Annotated in this window: 7 protein-coding genes; 5 read left to right on the plus strand and 2 right to left on the minus strand. The window is 59.5% G+C overall.

The genetic code is table 11. The features are described from left to right. The first annotated feature begins 120 nt into the window (after positions 1–120). On the plus strand, positions 121–12,681 hold the full coding sequence (locus BLR16_RS17810; RefSeq protein WP_074807897.1) for a hybrid non-ribosomal peptide synthetase/type I polyketide synthase: 12,561 nt from the start codon (positions 121–123) through the stop codon (positions 12,679–12,681). Positions 12,682–12,791: 110 nt separating this feature from the next. Beyond that, entirely contained in the window at positions 12,792–13,979 is a 1,188-nt protein-coding gene (locus BLR16_RS17815) for an MFS transporter (RefSeq protein WP_054081172.1), read from the plus strand. A gap of 28 nt (positions 13,980–14,007) precedes the next feature. Here the strand turns inward: BLR16_RS17815 and BLR16_RS17820 are convergent, their stop codons facing one another. Together BLR16_RS17820 and BLR16_RS17825 are read right to left on the minus strand one after the other, a co-directional pair. Beyond that, the gene (locus BLR16_RS17820; protein WP_074807904.1) at positions 14,008–14,721 is read right to left on the minus strand and encodes a FadR/GntR family transcriptional regulator; all 714 of its coding nucleotides are present in this window, start codon (positions 14,719–14,721) and stop codon (positions 14,008–14,010) included. A gap of 94 nt (positions 14,722–14,815) precedes the next feature. Beyond that, positions 14,816–16,558, minus strand: coding sequence for an IlvD/Edd family dehydratase (locus BLR16_RS17825; RefSeq protein WP_004414119.1), 1,743 nt, complete (start codon positions 16,556–16,558; stop codon positions 14,816–14,818). Between the two features lie 214 nt (positions 16,559–16,772). On the opposite strand from BLR16_RS17825, the gene BLR16_RS17830 reads away from it, so the two are divergent. The 3 genes from BLR16_RS17830 to BLR16_RS17840 all read left to right on the plus strand — a co-directional run bounded on the left by BLR16_RS17830 (position 16,773) and on the right by BLR16_RS17840 (position 19,526). Continuing rightward, entirely contained in the window at positions 16,773–18,086 is a 1,314-nt protein-coding gene (locus tag BLR16_RS17830; RefSeq protein ID WP_074807907.1) for an MFS transporter, read from the plus strand. 35 nt (positions 18,087–18,121) lie between these two features. Beyond that, on the plus strand, positions 18,122–19,114 hold the full coding sequence (araD1, locus tag BLR16_RS17835) for an AraD1 family protein (RefSeq protein WP_004418549.1): 993 nt from the start codon (positions 18,122–18,124) through the stop codon (positions 19,112–19,114). Positions 19,115–19,241: 127 nt separating this feature from the next. Continuing rightward, the gene (locus tag BLR16_RS17840) at positions 19,242–19,526 is read left to right on the plus strand and encodes a DUF5629 family protein (RefSeq protein ID WP_003368505.1); all 285 of its coding nucleotides are present in this window, start codon (positions 19,242–19,244) and stop codon (positions 19,524–19,526) included. The last annotated feature ends 26 nt before the right edge of the window (positions 19,527–19,552 follow it).

Consider the following 19,552-nt stretch of genomic DNA (forward strand, 5'->3'; position numbering starts at 1 on the left):
TGACCGCTTACCGGCGCGTGGTGGGTAGTAAAAATACCCCCGCGCGCTTTCTCGCCTCTCAGCCCCCCAATTTAACCCGTCCTCGCAGCGACATCGTTCGCTGTCGAGGTGGAGATGGTCATGTCCCAAAAAAAAACGGTCACTTCAACCACCGGATCCGCTGTCAGGAGTCCGACCCCGGCAGCCCGGGGGTTTCTGAATTTATCGCCTGCGCAAAAAAGCCTCTGGTTCATGCACCAGATGGAAGATGCGAGCGCCACATACAATGTGCCTTTCGCGCTGCGCATTGACGGGGCGCTGGATTGCGCAGCCCTTGAGCGGGCGGTGGACAGTGTCTATCAGCGCCAGACTGCACTGCGCTATCGTTTTCCCTGTATCGATGGGCAACCGGTCATTCGCCTTGTCAACGAGCAACTGTTGACTCGCAAAGTTGACCTGCGAGCCGAGCCGGACAGCGAAGCTGCGCTGAAAGCGTTCGAGCAAAGCGAAGCCCGTTATGTTTTCGATCTTGAGCATGAAGCGCTTCTGCGCGCGACGTTGCTGTACTGTGCGACCGACGAGCATGTTCTGTTGATCAATGTTCATCACATCATTTTCGACGGTTGGTCGATGCAGATCTTCCTCTCTGAAGTGGCCTCAGCCTATTCGGCGCTGGTGCAGGGCAGCGAGGTGAACGTCGAGCCGTTGAACTTCGACTTTGGCGACTATTTAAGTCTGAGCCCATCGAGCGCTGAGCGAGATCCCGATATTGCTCACTGGCAGCAGCGATTGGCCGGTGCGCCTCCGGTATTGCCACTACCGCTGGATGACAAGCGTCCTGCCGTTCAGCGTTACGCGGGGCAGCGTTGTCATTTTCAAGTGCCTGCAGCCGTCTCGGACGCGCTGAAAAAACTGGCCAAGGACTGTCGCGTCACGCCCTATATGGTAGGGCTTGCGGCTTTTTCCGTGCTGCTGTATCGCTATACGCAAGAGGCGGATCTGGTCATCGGATCGCCGATGTCGAATCGGCAATCCGCTGATCTGGAAGGCGTGATCGGTTTCTTCGTCAATACGCTGCCAAACCGGATCGATGCATCGGGTTCTCCTTCTTTCGTCGAGTTGCTCAAAAGAGTTCGCGCCTCGGTGCTCGATACATTCGAGCATGCCCATGTGCCTTTCGATCAGATTGTCGAGGCCATTCAGCCCCCGCGCTCTTTGAGCCATGCGCCGGTGTTTCAGGTGCTGTTCGATATGGCCAACGAGGATTTTTCGGTCGAGCTGGAAAACCTGCGCACTCGCGTTTATACGCTCGACTCCTGCACCGCCAAATATGACCTGAGTCTGACCCTGGCACTGACTGCGCGCGGCATGAGCGGCGCGGTCGAGTATGACACCGCATTGCTGGATGAGACCGCAGTGCAGGGGATGATCGATAGCCTGCTGATCATTATGGAGCAGGTGTCGCGCAACCCGGACGGGGCTATTGACGATTTTTCGCTGTTGTCTGACGAAGCCGTGGAGCAGGCGCTGCGCTTGGCTAATCATCAGCCGGCAGCGCCGCAAGCGCCTTTTGCACCTTTCCATCAGTGGTTCAAATGCAGTGCCGCGCAGTGGGGCGAGATGGATGCGCTGATTTATGCGGACCGTCGATACAGCTATGCGCAACTTGATGCAGAGGCCCGGGTACTGGCGGGTCATCTGCATGCTGCCGGTGTTCGTCATGGTGACCGGATCGCGGTAGTGCAACGCTATGGCCCAGAGGTCATCGTCGCGTTACTGGCGGTGCATCAGGTGGGCGGTATTTATGTGCCGCTCGCAATCGACGATGCGCGTCATGCGGATCTGCTCAAGGACATCGAGCCCAGACTGGTCCTGACGCTGCGCGCCTTTCAGAAGCAACTGCAGGACTATCCGTGCCTGCTGCAGGATGATTTGCCGCAGACCACCGGCACGCTGCTCGAGAGCGAATTCGAGGGGCGCAACACGCAACCGGAAGACATCGCCTACATCATTTTTACCTCCGGCTCTACCGGTCGTCCCAAGGGCGTCAGTGTCTCTCACGGCAGTTGGGTAAGCCTGCTCCAGGCCTTGGAGCAGACTTACGGTCAGACCGAGCCGGGTGTTACTGGCATTTTGCAAATGGCCAATTTCACGTTTGACGTATTCATGAGCGATGTCGTCCGCGCGCTGGCGGTTGGCGCGCGGTTAATCATGTGTCCTCGGCAGAGTCTGGCTGACCCTGAACGACTCTATGAGCTGATCACAGCTGAACGGGTGACGTTGCTCGAGTTCGTGCCTGCGGTCCTGCGGCAGATGATTCGTTACCTGGAAGAGACCGCACGGCGTCTGGATACCCTGCATACACTCACCTGCGGTGCGGACGTGTGGTTTGTCCACGAGTATCGGAAAATGCAGACGCTGTGTGGACCGCATACCAGGGTTGTCAGTGTTTACGGAGTCACCGAGGCAACCTGCGAAAGCGCCACGTTCGAGCCCGATGCAGGGTGGTATGACTCTGAGCGCAGCTTGCCTATCGGCGGTCCCTTGCCTAACACCTCCCTGTACCTGGTCGACGCAACGCTGAATCTGGTACCGCGTACTGTCCCCGGCGAATTGTTGATTGGCGGCGGCGCGGTGGCGTCCGGTTACATGAATCGCCCTGAATTGAACGAGAAGAGCTTCCTGACAGGTTCGTTCTCGGCCAGCGGACGGTTTTTACCTGGCATCGGCAAACAGCGGTTCTATCGCACCGGTGATTTGTGTCGGCACATGCGCGACGGCACCATCGAGTTTTTGGGCCGCAGTGACAACCAGGTCAAAATTCGTGGCTTCCGCATCGAGCTGGGTGAAGTCGAGAGCGTACTCGCCGACCATCCTGATGTGAGTGAATGCGCGGTGGTCACCCGTCAGTCACCAGGTGCCGAGGCCGAACTGATCGGTTATGTGCAAACCCGCGCTACAGCGCAGCAACTCAATGCCTACCTTGGCGAGCGTCTGCCAGGCCATATGGTGCCGCGCCTGTTGGTAGTCTTGCCAGCACTGCCTTTGACCGCAAATGGCAAGATCGATCGCAAGAGCCTGCCTGAGCCCGATTGGGCGCAGGACTCACGCGCTTATGCCGCACCGCGCAACAGTCTGGAAGAACAGCTTGTCGAAGACTGGCAGCAACTGCTCAATGTGCCGCGTATCGGCATTGACGACAATTTTTTCGAGAGTGGCGGGCATTCTCTGCTGGTCACTCAAGTCATTGCGCACATCAAAAAGCGCTTTGGTGTGGCCCTAAGTATTGCAAACCTGTTCGAAGGGCCCACCGTCGCTCAGGTCGCCGAAAAGATCATGCTGAATATGATCCAGATCGCCCAAGGTGCCAATGTCGCTTCCAGGCCTGCCGCGATCGGACGCAGTAGCGGTATCGAGCGCCAACGTCTCTCGTTTGCGCAACGCCGTCTGTGGTTGACCCAGCACAGTGAGCCGGGCACCGCTTACAACATGCCGGAAATATGCCGTCTGACCGGGCAACTGGATATTCCTGCGCTGGAAGGTGCATTGAATCTGTTACTTGAGCGTCATGAAGTCTTGCGCACGCATTTCACCTGCGAGCTTGAAACGTTTGTGGACGCTCAGGGCCTTACGCAGAAAGAGCCGCTGGTTGTGACAAGTCACGCTGACAGCGCGCGCGTACCGTTCAGGCAGCAAAAAATCGCTCGCGAAGCGCTCTCGGTCACACTGGAGCGGGAGGTGCACACGCCGTTCTTGCTGGACAAGGAACTGCCGATACGCGCGGTGCTTCTGCAGACCGCTTCGGATGAATATGTGCTGTGCCTGACCTTGCATCACATTGCCTACGATGGTTGGTCGAGTGCCTTGCTGCGTCAGGAACTGGCAGCATTTTATCGGCATTTGACGCAAGGTGAGTGCCTCAGGCTTAGCGCACTGGAGGCTCAGTATCAGGACTATGCTGCCTGGCAACGAAATCAACTCGAAAGCGGGGCGTTCGAGGCTCAGCTAGACGCCTGGAAGGCTTCGCTTAAGGACTTGCCGCCGCCTCTGGTACTGCCTGTGCGTTCCAGCCCGCGAGCAGGAAATCCGCTGGCCGGCGACTACGTTGCGCTGACTCTTCCTGGCGATTGCTCGGCAAGGCTCGATCAGCTTTGCCTGCGTCTTCAATGCACGCCGGCCATGGTCATGCACGCCGCGTTCGCGCTGCTATTGCATCGCTACACCGGGCAGGACGACATTTTGATCGGCATGCCATTCTCGGGAAGGGACCATGATGAAAGTGCGAACCTGATCGGGTTCTTCGTTAACCTGCTTCCGTTACGGCTGCGTTTGCGAGGCCCTCTGCGTGTGGCGCAGGTTATCGAGCAGAGTCGCCAGGCCCTGCTTGCCGCCGAGGCAAATCATTCGGTGCCGATCGATTACCTGGCGCAAGTGCTCAACCCGCAGCGGCTGCCCGGCAAGCATCCTTTTTTCCAAGTGGGTCTTGTGGTGCAGAGCACGACGGCCGTACCGCTTACCTTGCCGTATGTGCAATCGGAAGAAATTTCTCTTGCCTCCACTGAGGTGAAGCTGGACCTGATGCTGGAGTTGCGTGCTGTTAAAGGCGAAGGGGTGAGTGGGGTATTCAAATATCGGACGTCACTGTTCGAGCGCTCCGTCATTTCGGGCATGGCAGAGCACTTCCAGTGCCTGCTGGAAAATATGCTGGCCAATGCCGAGCAGACCGTTGCTCAGGTGAAGATGCTTCCTGCAACCGAACATCAGAGGCTGATCAGCCAGTTCAACGACACGTCACGCGACTTCGGCGACGGCGATATCGTCAGCCGTTTTGAACAGCGTGTACGTCAGACTCCGCAGGCTATGGCCCTTCAGTTGCAACAACGCTGCTGGACATACGCGGAACTGGACCGGTTAGCCAACGGCATCGCGCACGCGCTGATAAAGAAGGGTGTGCAAGCGGGTGAGCACATCGGCCTGTTCACTGGACGGCATCCCTATCTGGTGGCAGGCATGCTTGGCATCCTGAAGGCGCGCTGTGCCTTTGTCCCCTTGAATCCGCAGGATTCGATGGAAGGTGCGCTGGGCTACATGATCAAAGACGCAGCATTGCGCCGCGTGGTGGGTCATCAAGGCTTGGCACACGAGCTTGCGGCTTTGGGGCTGGAGACGTTGCTGGTCGACGACTTCGAAGGTGCCGAGGGCGAATGGTCTGCTCCGGCCTGCCAGCGTGAGCCTCAGGATCTGGCCTATATTCTTTACACCTCTGGCTCGACCGGGCAGCCCAAGGGGGTGATGGTTTCGCAGCGCAATATCGATAACACCGCGAATGCATTTGCGCGAGCGCTGGAACTGAATGCTCAGTCGCGACAACTGCAGTATTTTTCGCCTGTCTTCGACGGGGTCTGTGGCGAGGTGTTTCCGGTACTGATCAGCGGCGCTACGCTGGTATTTGCCGCCTCTGAACAGCTGCTTCCGGGGCCGGATCTGGTGACGCTTCTGCGCGAGCAACGTATTACTCATCTGCAGATCACGCCGACGGCCCTGCGCTTGCTCCCCCATGCCGAGCTTGCCGAGCTGAAAGTCATTATCAGCGCCGGTGAGGCCTGTCCGGCGAACGTCGCCCAGACCTGGGCAACCGGCAGACGTTTCCTCAATGGTTACGGTCCGACCGAAACGACGGTGTATGCATCTGCCCAGGATTACTGGGATGAACGAGGCGCCTTGGTATTGCGGCCTCTGGACAACGTCAGAATGTATGTTCTGGACCCGTACCTGAACCCTCTGCCCTGCGGTGTACCCGGCGAGCTTTACATTGGCGGGAACGGGGTGGCACAGGGTTATCTGAATCTGGATGAGCGCACTGCGCAAGCGTTTCTTCCAGACCCATATGGTGTTTCACCCGAGGCGCGGCTGTACCGCACTGGCGACTTTGTGGTTCGTCAATTCGATGGAAGCCTGAGCTATGTCGGGCGTATCGATAATCAGGTGAAGGTTCGCGGTTTCCGCATTGAACTGGGCGACGTCGAAGCGCGCTTGAACGCGATAGTCGGGCTTGAGCAGGCGGTCGTGGTCGTTAAACAGGATGACCACGAGCACAAGATCCTGGTGGGGTATTACGTCGGCAAGCCGAGCATTGCACAGGTGCGTGCAGAGCTGGCGAAAGTGCTGCCGACACATATGGTGCCGGAGCGTCTGATCTGCTTGCCCGAACTACCGCTTAGCCGTACTGGCAAGGTCGATCGCAAGGCACTCGAAAACCTCGTTGATCAGCGCGCGCAGGAAGGCACTGCGGTCGGTAAGATGCCGACCTCTCCTGCGGTCGTCAGGCCCGCTGGAAAACGCCTGCACAACAAGGTCAGAAAGATCTGGCAGGAAGTACTCGATTGTCAGGAAATCGATTCGGACGACAATTTTTTCGATCTCGGTGGCCACTCGTTACGCATTGTCGAGACGCAAAAACGTTTGAGCGAGCTTTTGCAGGCGCCCGTGGCCATGACAGACCTTTTCGAATACCCGACGCTGCGTGGTCTGGTCGCTCACCTGGAACGCTTGCATGGGCCGCTGCCGGAGGTTCGCCAAGCCAGCGAGGCATCACCTGCCATTGATCCCGGAAATCGTACGCTGGCGGTCGTCGGCATGGCCGGGCGCTTTCCGGGCGCCGCTGACCTGAGCGAGTTCTGGCAGAACCTCACCGAGGGGGTGGAGTCGACCCTTTATTTCAGTGACGAGGTCATGCTCGCGCATGGCGTAAGCCCTGATCTGCTGGAGCGTGCCGATTTCGTCAAGTGTGGCAATCGTCTCGAGGATGTCGACAAGTTCGATGCCGAGTTCTTCGGCTTCTCACCTCGTGAAGCCCAGTTGATGGATCCTCAGCAGCGCATCTTTCTTCAATGCGCATGGACCGCTATGGAAGCCGCCGGTTATGGCGGTTCTCTGAACGATTTGCGCGTAGGCGTATTTGCAAGCGCGAGCACCAGCCATTACTTGCTTGATCACGTTTACCCGAGGCGCCAGGAGCTGCAACTGGAGAACATCCAGTGGCTATTGGGTAACGGCCGCGATTTCATGGCGTCGCGTGTGGCTTACAAACTCAATCTCGCCGGACCTGCGATTACCGTCGAGACGGCTTGCTCCTCCTCACTGGTAGCGGTCCAGATGGCTTGCGAAAGCTTGCTGCGGGGCGAGTCGGATATGGTGATCGTCGGCGGTGCTTCCGTCGAAGCTCAATACTACGGTTACCAGGCGGCACCGGGCAGCATCATTTCCGCCGATGGCCATTGCAGGCCTTTCGATGCGCAGGCCAGCGGCACCACAGGTGGCAGTGGTTGTGCAGTGCTGGTCCTCAAACTGGCTGACAGGGCAATCGAAGATCGCGACCATATTCATGCCTTGATCAAGGGCGGGGCGGTCAATAACGATGGCTCCAGCAAAGTCAGTTATACCGCGCCCAGTGTTCACGGGCAGGCCCAGGTGGTGAGCGCCGCGCTCGATGCAGCGAATATCAGTGCAGACTCCATTGGTTATATCGAGGCGCATGGCACCGGCACTCGCCTGGGTGACCCGGTAGAAGTCCGTGCGTTGACGCAGGCCTATACCAGCGCTTTGCCAAATTTCACGCCGGGCTTTTGTGCCCTCGGTTCGTTGAAGAGCAACATCGGTCATCTTGACGCGGCTTCAGGTGTCGCCGGGCTGGTCAAGGCCATACTTGCCGTGCAGCACGACGTCCTGCCTGCAAGCCTTAACTTCACGCGAGCCAATCCCGAAATTGATTTCAACGACAGCCCTTTTTATGTCAACACGACGTCCCGACCCTGGCCGGCTACGGCCTCGCCACGTCGGGCAGGCGTCAGCTCCTTCGGCATCGGCGGGACCAATGCTCATGTCATTGTCGAGGAGCCTCCGCAGCCGTCAGTGCGCCCGCATGACGATAGCGATTGCTGGTACATACTGCCGTTCTCCGCACGTACCGCTACAGCGCTGGACCATCAGCGTCGGCAACTGATCACCTGTCTGCAGAACCCGGTGGCCGATATACGCGATATCGCCTTCACGCTGGGAGAGGGCCGCACACGATTTGCCTTCAGGGACAGCGTTGTCAGCCAGAGCATTGCCGGAGCCTTGCACGCGCTGCAGACACCTTCGTCCACAGCGCTCATGGAGCGCAGACAGGACCGTCCGATCGTGTTCATGTTCTCCGGGCAGGGTAGCCAGTATGAGGGAATGTTCAAGGGCCTCTACGGCAGTGAGGCGGTATTTCGACAGACAGTTGACCGCTGCACGGTCATATTGAAGCGTTATGGCGTCGACATTCTGGCCAGTCTATACCCGCCAGCGGGTGGCGATACAGCCAACAGTCTGAGCCGTACGGAAATCGCGCAACCGGCACTTTTTGTGGTCGAGTACGCGTGCGCCCTGTTGTTGCAAAGCCGCGGTATCCACCCGCAGGCGCTGATAGGCCATAGCCTTGGTGAACTGGTGGCAGCCTGTTTTGCGGGTGTCTACAGTCTGGAAGACAGCTTGAAGCTGGTTGTCGAGCGGGGCCGCCTGATGCAACGTCAAGCTCCGGGTGCGATGCTTGCCGTTGGCCTCTCTGAAGCAGATTGCGCGCGCTTTCTGGGGCACGGCGTGGAGCTGGCGGCCGTCAATGGGCCGCTGCAATGTGTTCTTGCCGGTGATTTTGAGGCCATTGCGCGGGTCGAGCGACAACTGGCCGAGGAAGGGCTCGTGGGGCGTGTACTGGATACCTCGCACGCTTTTCATTCCCGCATGATGGCTCCTGCTGCGCACGCGTTGAGGGCAGTTGTCAGCGGGTTCTCTGTTCAGTCTCCGACTATCGCGCTCGTGTCCAACCATAACGGTGGCTGGTTCTCGATCGATTCGAGCAGCCAAAGTGATTATTGGGCGTCTCATCTGCTCGATACCGTGCGCTTTTCTGACGGTATCGCGCTGCTTGCCGACGAACTGGAAGACCCGATTTTTCTCGAAGTCGGCCCGGGCCGTGCTCTTCAGAGTGCACTGAAATCCTATGCTGAGCCCTTGTGCGTGCTTGGTTGCACTCGGCATGCACGGGACAGCCGGTCGGACGAGGCGGCGTTGGCGGAAGGCATCGCGTCATTGTGGAGGCAGGGAGCAAGTTTCGGTTGGGCGCAGGCCGCAGGGTGTACAGACGGCGCACGCGTGCCGCTGCCGACTTATCCGTTTGCGCGGGACAGCCACTGGATCGAGGCTGCCGGGACGGTTTCTTCCGCGCAGCACAAGCAACCGTTGTTCCTGCATTGGCAGCGCGTGCAGGGTAACCGTCGGCAGTTCCGATTGAGCCTGTCGCCACAACTCTGGCTGGTGGACGAACATCGCGTTTTCGAAGGAAAGCCAGTGCTTTCAGGCACCGGATGTGTCGAGCTGGTACGCAATGCCTACGCGCGTATGGAAGGCATCGAGTTGATCGAACTGAGTGACGTTTACTTCCCGACCCCTCTGGTTCTGGAAGATGAGCAGGCCTCGCAAAGCGTGCTGATTACATTCAAGGATCACACCGAGAGCACTGAGTTTTTCCTCGAGTCGGTATCGGACGATGGTAACGCTCCGCAGCAGCACAGAATGCTGCACGCGCTAGGTTTCATAAAACGCCACAACCGGGAGCGCCTCGTACTAAAAGGGCTGATGCAGCTTCAGTCCGACCATACTGACTGTCTTGCCGATGAAGTCGAACATGCGGCATTGAACACGCGTCTCGGCTTGTTCGGGCCTCGCTGGAAGTGCTTTCGTTCGATCTGGCTCGGCCAGGATGAGGGGCTGGCGCTTCTGGAACTGGATCAGGTGTTTGCCGCTGACCTTGAGCGCTTTGCGCTGCATCCGGCGTTGCTCGACATGGCGACTGGTTTTCTCTCGATCATGGAAAACAGCACCCGCAGATTACCGTTCCATTATCAGCGCCTGACTATTCATGCACCACTGCGCTCCCGGCTTTACAGCCATGCACGGCGAGTTCGCAGCAATGTCTATGATGTGCAACTGTTCGAAGTCGATAACGACGGCGGAATCGGTGCTCTGCTGGCCGAGGTGATCGGCTTTACTTTGCGCGATGAGCGAGTGGCACCGGACGCGCAGCGCACCGAGCCCTTGGACTGGTGTCAGGTACCAGCATGGCGGCCGGCATTGCCTCCCAGGGGCGACTCGCCGTTACAAGGGCCCTGGCTGGTTGTCACGCGTGGCGTTGCAGCCGATAACAGCATTCTCGCTGCGCTACCGCCGGACAGTGTCTGCATAGGCGATGCAGGTGATTCTGGCGCTACGATCGCGACAATTGCTCGCGGCGACGCACAGGCATATGGACAGCTGTTTAATACACTGGCGACGCAAGATGCCTTGCCGAGCCAGATCATTTACATGGCCGGTAAGACGCAGCTTGCGGAAGGCGAGCACGCCGCCATTACGCTGTTTTCCGATCTTATGGTGTTGGTACAGGCATACATTCCTCATGCGATAAACACCACTGTTCTGTCAGTGGTGACCGAAGGTGCCTGCCAGGTGGATGACGATGAGCCGGTCAACAGCTGTGTAGCAACCTTGTCTGGTGTGGTTCGTACACTTACTTGGGAGCTGCCGCAGATACGCTGCCGTCATTTTGATCTGCCGCTGGCCAACGCGGCCGAGAATGAGATGCTACTGCTTCAGGTACTCCAGCACATCGATCCCGATCAGGCTTCTCCGCTTGCGCCGACTCTGGCCTTGCGCAAACAGACGTTGCATGAACCTTGCCTGCGAGCGCTGCAAGTCTCGCAACCTTCACTGCACTTCAAGGAGGGCGGGACCTACGTGGTTACCGGTGGTCTGGGCGGCATGGGGCTGGCGCTGGCCAGTCATCTGGCTGCGAAGGTAAAAGCTGTCACCTTAGTCCTGATGTCCCGTTCGGCGACGGTCAAGGATGAGGTCGGGCAAGCGCTGCAGGCGATGGAACAGCAAGGCGCGCGGATTCAACACGTGGCGGTCGATTGTGCTGATCGTGAGGCTTTCACTGCTGCGCTTCAGCAGGTCAGGCTTCAGCATGGGTGTATCAGTGGGGCGATACATGCCGCAGGTGTGCAAGCCAGCGGTCTCATCCAACTGAGCCAGGCAAATGCATGGGCACAGGTGATGGGCAGCAAGGTGGTTGGCACCGATGTGCTGATAGAGGCTTTGCGCCAGGAGCCTGTCGATTTCATATTTCTGTGTTCGTCGCTGGCGTCGGTGCTCGGGGGGCTTGGTCAGGCGGATTACGCCGCTGCCAACGCCTATCTGGACTCCAGGGCGCAGGCCTGTCGTCAGGAGGGCATGCCTGTGGTTTCGCTCAACTGGGATGCATGGGCGCAGGCAGGTATGCGTGTTGCCTATGACAGTGCGCATCCCGAGCAGGCGCCGATTGACGATGTGCGGGGGCTGACCAACGCAGAAGGTTGCCAGTTATTCGAGCTGGCTCTGGCGCAAAACACTGCTCAGATCATCGTGCACAAGGCGCAGGATCTGCAGCAACTGATCGATCAACTGCAGCGCGGCGGTGCGACGTCGGCGGGCCGGGCAACACCGCTGTTCGACTCCGGTGCCGAGCGTGTTGCGCCACGCAATGCTGTGGAGCAGGAAGTCGCGCAGTTGTGGCAAGAGCTGCTGGGCGGTGATATGCCGGGTGTGCTGGATAACTTCTTCGATCTGGGCGGGCACTCACTGTTGGGGTCCCAGCTGATTTCGCGGATTCGTTCGCGCTTTCAGCAGTGCCTGACGTTGGCCGAGTTCCTTGATGAACCGACCATCGAGCGAATCGCCCGTTCATTGGACAGTGTCGCCGAAGATACGCCAATCGACGCCGATGAAGCCGCCGTACGTTACTGTCTGGTGCCGGTGCAGCGAAACGGCGAGGGGAGACCATTCTTTTGTCTGCCGGGCATGGGCGGCAACGTCAATCAGGTGCTTGGGTTGGCCAAGGCCATGGGCGCGCAACGGCCTTTCTACGGTCTGCAATGCCTGGGGCTCGATGGCAAGGCTGAGCCTCACCTCAGCGTCGAGGAGATGGCCGAACACTATATTCGCTGCATGAAGTCGGTTCAGGCGCATGGGCCTTATCTGCTGGGCGGCCATTCACTTGGCGGAAAAGTGGCGTACGAAATCGCCAGACTGCTTGAAGCACGTGGCGACCAGGTGGGTTTGCTGGCGCTGTTCGACTCGGCAGCCCCTCCGTATACGCAAATGCAGGTGCCTACCGATGCTCAGGTGTTGGGTTCGCTGCTGAGTATCTTCGGGCATTACTTCGACAAGCCAATCAAGCTCAGCCGCGAGGAGTTGCAGGCGCTCGAGCACCTGGGTGACGAGGAAAAGATCCGCTATCTGAAGGACACGCTGGAAAGTCACGGGTTGCTGGATGCGCGTGGCGATGAGGGAAGCATTCGGGGGCTGTTCAACGTGTACAAGGCTGCTGCCGCCTTCGGCATGCGCTATGACCCGCCCAAGGTTGCGCTTGATGCCTCACTGGTACTGTTCAGGGCGGTCGACTCGATGCCCTCCGGTATCAACCTGCCCGAGATCCGTGACACGGATGCCTGGGGCTGGGAGTTGTTCAGTGCGGCAAAGGTAAGAACGGTCGATGTCTCTGGGGATCACTTTACTTGCCTGTCCGTCCACGCCCAGCAAATTGCCGATGTGTTGATCGGGCAACTTGCCGAGTGTGATCGATAACCCGTCGTTGCGGAACATGGCGAGCAGGCTCAACGCCTGCTCGCCTGCATTAATCAGTCTGAGGTCTACATATGTCTGGAGGTTACTCAAAAGGTGAAACTCGCCCACCCATGCGCTTCATTCTTCTGATATTGGGGCTCGATGTGCTTGGTATCGGTCTGGCGATTCCTGTCATGCCGACGCTGATCGCGACTATCTGGCCATCGTCTACCGAGCATGTCTCGTTGGCGCTGGGCGTGGCGCTGACACTTTATTCGGCGATGCAGTTTCTGTGCGCGCCGCTGCTGGGGGCGCTGAGCGACTGTCATGGGCGCCGGCCGGTATTGCTTCTGGCGCTGGCCGGCATGTGCCTGGGCAATCTGATGGCTGGCTTCGCCGGCAGCCTGACGGTCTTGCTGATAGGCCGTGCCATCGCAGGAATCACTGCCGCCAATATCGCCACTGCGATGGCCTATATTGCGGACATCAGTGAGGGTGAGCAGCGCACGCATTTCTACGGTGCAGCGGGCAGTGTCATCGCCATAGCGCTTGTTTTCGGCCCGGTCATAGGCGGGGGGCTTGCGTCTTACGGGCCGCACTTGCCCTTTCTGGTCGCTGGCGGCCTGGCGGCAATCAACCTGCTGTATGGCTACATGAGGTTGCCGGAAAGCCTTGCGGCCGAGCATCGGCGCGCCTTCGAATGGCGGCGAACCAACCCGTTTGGCAGCCTGCGAGGACTATGGGGTACGCAAGGCCTGCGCCCGTATCTGCTGGCTGCGACGTGCTCCTGGTTCGCCTACGGGATATTTCAAAGCTGCTTTGTGCTGGCCAATCAGATGCGTTATGGCTGGAGCATGCTTGAAGTGTCGTACGCATTGGCGGCGCTCGCCCTGGGCATGGCGTTCGCGCAGCGCGTACTGGTACGCAAGCTGACGCCAATCATGTCCAACCAGCGGATAATCGTTACCGGTTATGCCTGTTGCTTACTGGGTTATGCTTTCTATACGGCCGCTGCAAGCGTTTGGCTGACGTTGGTGGGAATGTGTTTCCATGCTGTCGGGCTGATTGCCGAGCCGGCGTTGCGTGGTGAGCTGTCGCGTCATGCCAAGGCAGGGCATCAGGGCGAGCTGCAGGGGGGGCTGACATCCCTGCTGAGTCTGGTGGGCGGTGTAGCGCCAGTGATTGGCGCTCTGATCTTTTCGGGTAACGTCGGCTCGGGCGAGCATTTTCTGTGGCTGGGCGCCCCGTTTTTGGTCAGCCTGTTGATGTACGTGCTGGCGATAGGATGCATCCAGAGGGGGAGAACATCAGCCGCCTGAAACGGTTGACCCTCAAGCTGGAAACCCGTCAACCGCCGCCCAGGACTACACTCAGCGCATTGCGCGCATCGTCCAGTTGCACCAGCGAAGCATGGCGTGCGCCCAGTGCGTCGCGGTTCTGGATGGCGGTGAGGATTGCCTTGTGACGAGGCATGGCCAGTTCGTGCAGATTGGGACGCTTGTTGGAGTATTTGAGCGCCTCGCGTAACGCCAGTGACAGCATGTTGCACAGGTGTGCCAGCAGGTCGTTGTGGGTGGCGTCGGCGATGCGGCTGTGGAAGTCGAGATCGGGTTGCAGCAGGTCTTCCGGCGTCGGTGCGGCTTCCATGCGCAGATAGGCTTCGTGGATCGACTCGATCTCTGCGTCGGTGGCATGCTGCGCGGCCAGTGCGGCAACCGCTGGTTCGATGACCGCGCGTACGCTGGTCAGCAGGTTGAAGAAATCATTCTGCGGCGAGCTTTGCATGACCCAGTGCAACACGTCCGGGTCCAGCAGATGCCATTCGCGGCGCGCCTTGACCACTGTGCCGACACGCGGACGCGAATAAACCAGACCCTTGGCCACCAGAACCCGTGTCGCTTCGCGCAGGACCGGGCGGCTGACGGCGTACTCTTCGCAGAGCAGCGCTTCGGCAGGCAGCTTTTCGTCAGGCTTGAAACGGCCGGACACGATTTTCATGCCCAGTTCCTGGACGATGCGCGCGTGCATGCTTTTTCGGTCGGAAGGCTTTCGATAATCCATGGGAACGCAGTGGGGTCCTGGCGGTGATTGCTGGGCATCATACCATCGCGCAACGATTACGGCGGCCATCTGCGTCAGGCGGCCGCCGTTTCGTTCAGTGCGAGTGACGAGGGACTTCGGCGCCCCTGCAACCGACCAGGAAGTCGAAATCACAGCCCTGGTCTGCCTGCATCACCCGGTCTACGTACAGTTGACGATAGCCACCGAGCAACAGCTGCTGCGGTGCCTGCCAATCGGCGAGGCGCGCCGCCAGTTCGGCTTCCGGGATGTCCAGATGCAGACGTCCGCCAGCGCAGTCCAGCTCGATCCAGTCGCCTTCCTTGACCACCGCCAGCGGACCGCCGGCTGCGGCTTCCGGCGCCACATGCAGAACCACTGTGCCGTAAGCCGTGCCGCTCATGCGCGCATCGGAAATACGCACCATATCAGTCACGCCCTGTGCCAGCAGCTTGGCTGGCAAGCCCATGTTGCCGACCTCGGCCATGCCCGGATAACCTTTGGGGCCGCAGTTCTTGAGCACCATGACCGAGTTGGCATCGATGTCCAGATCCGGGTCGTTGATCCGTGACTTGTACATCTCGAAATTCTCGAACACTACTGCGCGGCCACGGTGCTGCATCAGCGCCGGGGTCGCGGCCGAGGGCTTGAGCACGGCACCCAGTGGTGCGAGGTTACCGCGCAGCACGCAAATCCCGCCGTCGGCGCGGATCGGGTTATCCAGCGCGCGGATCACCTGATCCTCACCATAGATCGGTGAGTTGCAGGTGTTTTCGCCGATGCTCTTGCCATTGACGGTCAGGGCATCCGGGTTGGGCAGCAGCTTGGCCTCGTTCATGCGCCGCAGCACGGCGGGCAGGCCGCCAGCGTAATAGAACTCTTCCATCAGGAAACGCCCCGACGGTTGCAGGTCGACGATGGTCGGCATGCCACGGCCCATGCGCGACCAGTCATCCAGGTCCAGATCGACGCCGATGCGTCCGGCGATGGCTTTCAAGTGGATGACGGCGTTGGTCGAGCCACCGATGGCCGCGTTGACCCGGATGGCGTTTTCGAATGCAGCCTTGGTGAGAATCTTCGACAGACGCAGGTCTTCGCGGACCATGTCGACGGCACGCATGCCGGACATGTGCGCCAGCACGTAACGCCGCGAATCCACCGCCGGAATGGCCGCGTTGTGCGGCAGCGAAGTGCCCAGCGCTTCGGCCATGCAGGCCATGGTCGACGCCGTGCCCATGGTGTTGCAGGTGCCAGCCGAACGCGACATGCCGGCTTCGGCGGAGAGGAATTCATCAAGGCTGATGGTCCCGGCCTTGTAGGACTCGTGCATCTGCCAGACGATGGTTCCGGCGCCGATGTCCTTGCCTTCATGCTTGCCGTTGAGCATCGGTCCGCCGGTGACAACGATGGCGGGGATGTCGCAACTGGCAGCGCCCATCAACAGGGCAGGGGTGGTCTTGTCACAACCGGTCAACAGCACGACCCCGTCGATGGGGTTGCCGCGAATCGCTTCCTCAACGTCCATGCTCGCCAGGTTGCGGGTGAACATTGCGGTAGGGCGCAGGTTGGATTCGCCGTTGGAAAACACCGGAAACTCCACCGGCCAGCCGCCTGCTTCGATCACGCCACGTTTGACATGCTCGGCGATCTGCCGGAAATGCGCGTTGCAGGGGGTCAACTCCGACCAGGTATTGCAGATGCCGATGATCGGCTTGCCCTGAAACTGGTGGTCGGCAATGCCCTGATTCTTCATCCAGCTGCGGTACATGAAGCCATTCTTGTCGGCGGTGCCAAACCACTGGGCAGAACGGAGGGTCGGTTTTTTATCGGAGTCAGACATGATCGGCTCTCTTATTGTAAGACTTAATGGCGATACTGCTGGCTAAGGTAAGCCTAAAAAACGCGTATTGGAAGAGTTGTCAGTTTAAATAGTATTACTATATAGTCGGTCGTAGACGAGGGATCATCCTGGCGCATGTGCTGCGTTATTCAGCCCCCAGGCACAGAGGCGATCCCCGCAGGTTCCATAACAAAAACAATGGGAGACCGCCTACATGAGCCAGGAACTGCGGCTTATACGCCGCATTACGTTCAAACTGATTCCTTTCCTTATCCTGCTGTACCTGATCGCTTATGTAGACCGCTCTGCCGTGGGCTTTGCCAAGCTGCACATGGGCGCGGACATCGGTATCGGCGACGCCGCCTACGGGGTGGGTGCCGGACTGTTCTTCATCGGTTACTTCCTGCTGGAGATCCCCAGCAACCTGATGCTTGAGCGCTTCGGCGCACGCCGCTGGTTCGCGCGGATCATGATCACCTGGGGCGCGATCACCATCGGCATGGCCTTCGTTCAGGGGCCGCACAGCTTCTACGTGATGCGGTTTCTGCTGGGGGCTGCCGAGGCGGGCTTCTTTCCCGGTGTGCTGTACTACATCACCCAGTGGTTTCCGGTGCGCCATCGCGGCAAGATCCTTGGCCTTTTCATCCTCTCGCAACCCATCGCCATGATGATCACCGGGCCCGTTTCCGGCGGTTTGCTGGGCATGGACGGCATACTCGGTCTGCATGGCTGGCAATGGCTGTTCATCGTCATCGGCACGCCAGCGATTCTGCTGACCTGGCCGGTGCTGCGCTGGTTGCCGGATGGTCCGCAGCAGGTCAAATGGATGGACCAGGCCGAGAAGGACTGGCTGACCGGTGAGCTGAAAAAGGACTTGGAAGAATACGGCCAGACCCGCCACGGCAATCCGTTGCACGCCTTGAAAGACAAGCGTGTGTTGCTTCTCGCGCTGTTCTATCTGCCAGTGACCTTGAGCATCTACGGTCTGGGCCTGTGGCTGCCGACGCTGATCAAACAGTTCGGTGGCAGTGACCTGACCACCGGCTTCGTGTCATCGGTGCCTTACATTTTCGGCATCATTGGCCTGCTGATCGTGCCGCGCAGTTCCGATCGCCTCAATGACCGTTACGGGCATCTGGCCGTGCTCTATGTGCTGGGTGCCATCGGCCTGTTCTGCAGCGCCTGGCTGACCATGCCGGTGGCGCAGCTGGCTGCATTGTGCGTCGTGGCGTTCGCGCTGTTTTCCTGCACGGCGGTGTTCTGGACCTTGCCGGGGCGGTTCTTCGCGGGTGCCAGTGCCGCAGCCGGTATCGCGCTGATCAATTCGGTCGGCAACCTGGGCGGCTACATCGGGCCGTTCGTGATCGGTGCGTTGAAGGAAATCACCGGCAGCCTGGCATCGGGCCTCTATTTTCTGTCGGGCGTCATGGTCTTCGGGCTGCTGCTGACCGGCATCGTCTATCACGTGCTGGAGCGCAAGCATGTGCTGCCAGTGTCCGACTTCGCGGCGAGTGCCAAGGCGAGATAGGTTTTCAGCGGCCCATTATCTGGAAGGAGAATTTCATGCGGTTAGTACAGTTTGAATTGAGCGACGGTCAGCGCCGGGTCGGTCTGGTCGACGGTGATCAGGTGCGTGAGGTCCAAGGTGTCGAAAGTGTTCGCGAGCTGGCGCTGGCGGCAATCGAGGCGGGTTCGGCTCTGGCGCATCAGGTCGAGCAGCGTGGCGTTGGCGAGACGCACGACTATTCGCAGTTGCTTGAGGAGTTGCGGATCCTGCCGCCGCTCGACCATCCTGATCCGGCGCACCTGCTGGTCAGCGGCACCGGGCTGACCCATCTGGGCAGTGCGTCGGCACGCGACAAGATGCACCAGCAGTCCGGCGACGAAGCCTCGATGACCGACACCATGCGTATCTTTAAATGGGGCGTCGAAGGCGGCAAGCCGGCAGCGGGGCAGGCCGGTGTTCAGCCAGAGTGGTTCTACAAGGGTGATGGCAGCATTGTCGTGCGCCCCGGACATTCGTTTTCGCTGCCGCCCTTTGCCGAAGATGGCGGGGAAGAGCCCGAGCTGAGCGGCCTGTATGTGATCGGTCATGACCGCAAGCCTTATCGCCTGGGCTTCGCCATCGGTAACGAATACTCCGATCACGTCATGGAGCGTCGCAACTACCTGTATCTGGCGCATTCGAAACTGCGCGCCTGTTCTTTCGGTCCGGAGTTGCGCGTGGGCGACTTGCCGCAAAGCCTGTCGGGCACCAGCCGGGTCTGGCGCGACGGCAAGGTGCTGTGGGAAAAAGAGTTCCTCAGTGGCGAAGCGAACATGTGCCACAGCCTGGAAAACCTTGAATACCATCACTTCAAGTACGCACAGTTCCTCAGGCCCGGTGACGTGCATGTGCATTTCTTCGGCACCGCGACGCTGTCGTTTGCCGATGGCGTGCGCACCCAGCCGGGCGATCGTTTCGAGATCAGTCAGGCCGAGTTCGGCAAGCCGCTGGTCAACGGTTTGGCACCGAGCGAGCCGGTGTTTCAGCCGGGCGGCATCGGCAAGCTGTAAGCGCAGTCCCTGTTTGATTGCTCACCGTGCCAGCGCTCGGCGCTGGTACGGCTCTACTTGCGCTCCGACTGTATCTACGCCTGCCTTTTGCCCTATCATTCGCGCTTTTGCTGGCCGGATGAATTTCATGACTACCACACCCACCACACTGCTCGCCGCACTCGAAGCCACCACCATGCTGGAAATCGACGGGCTGCACGCCTGGGACTTCTCTCTGGGCGAGGAACTGAACGTCGAATGCATGGACGGCCGTGAGCGCAAGGTATGGCGCTTCACCAAGGCGCAAGTCGATGCTGCGACCTTCGATGAATCCCTGCAAAGCTGGGTGATCAACGACGGCAACGCCGATCACCGGATCATCTGCCTGGATGCCTTCACCCCTTCCGATGAAGATGATTCTGCGCAGGATTGAGTAAATGCGGGCTGGCGCTGTCATAG

Origin of the sequence: Pseudomonas sp. BS3767 (assembly GCF_900099665.1) — a bacterium.
Classification (GTDB): Bacteria; Pseudomonadota; Gammaproteobacteria; order Pseudomonadales; family Pseudomonadaceae; genus Aquipseudomonas; species Aquipseudomonas cerasi.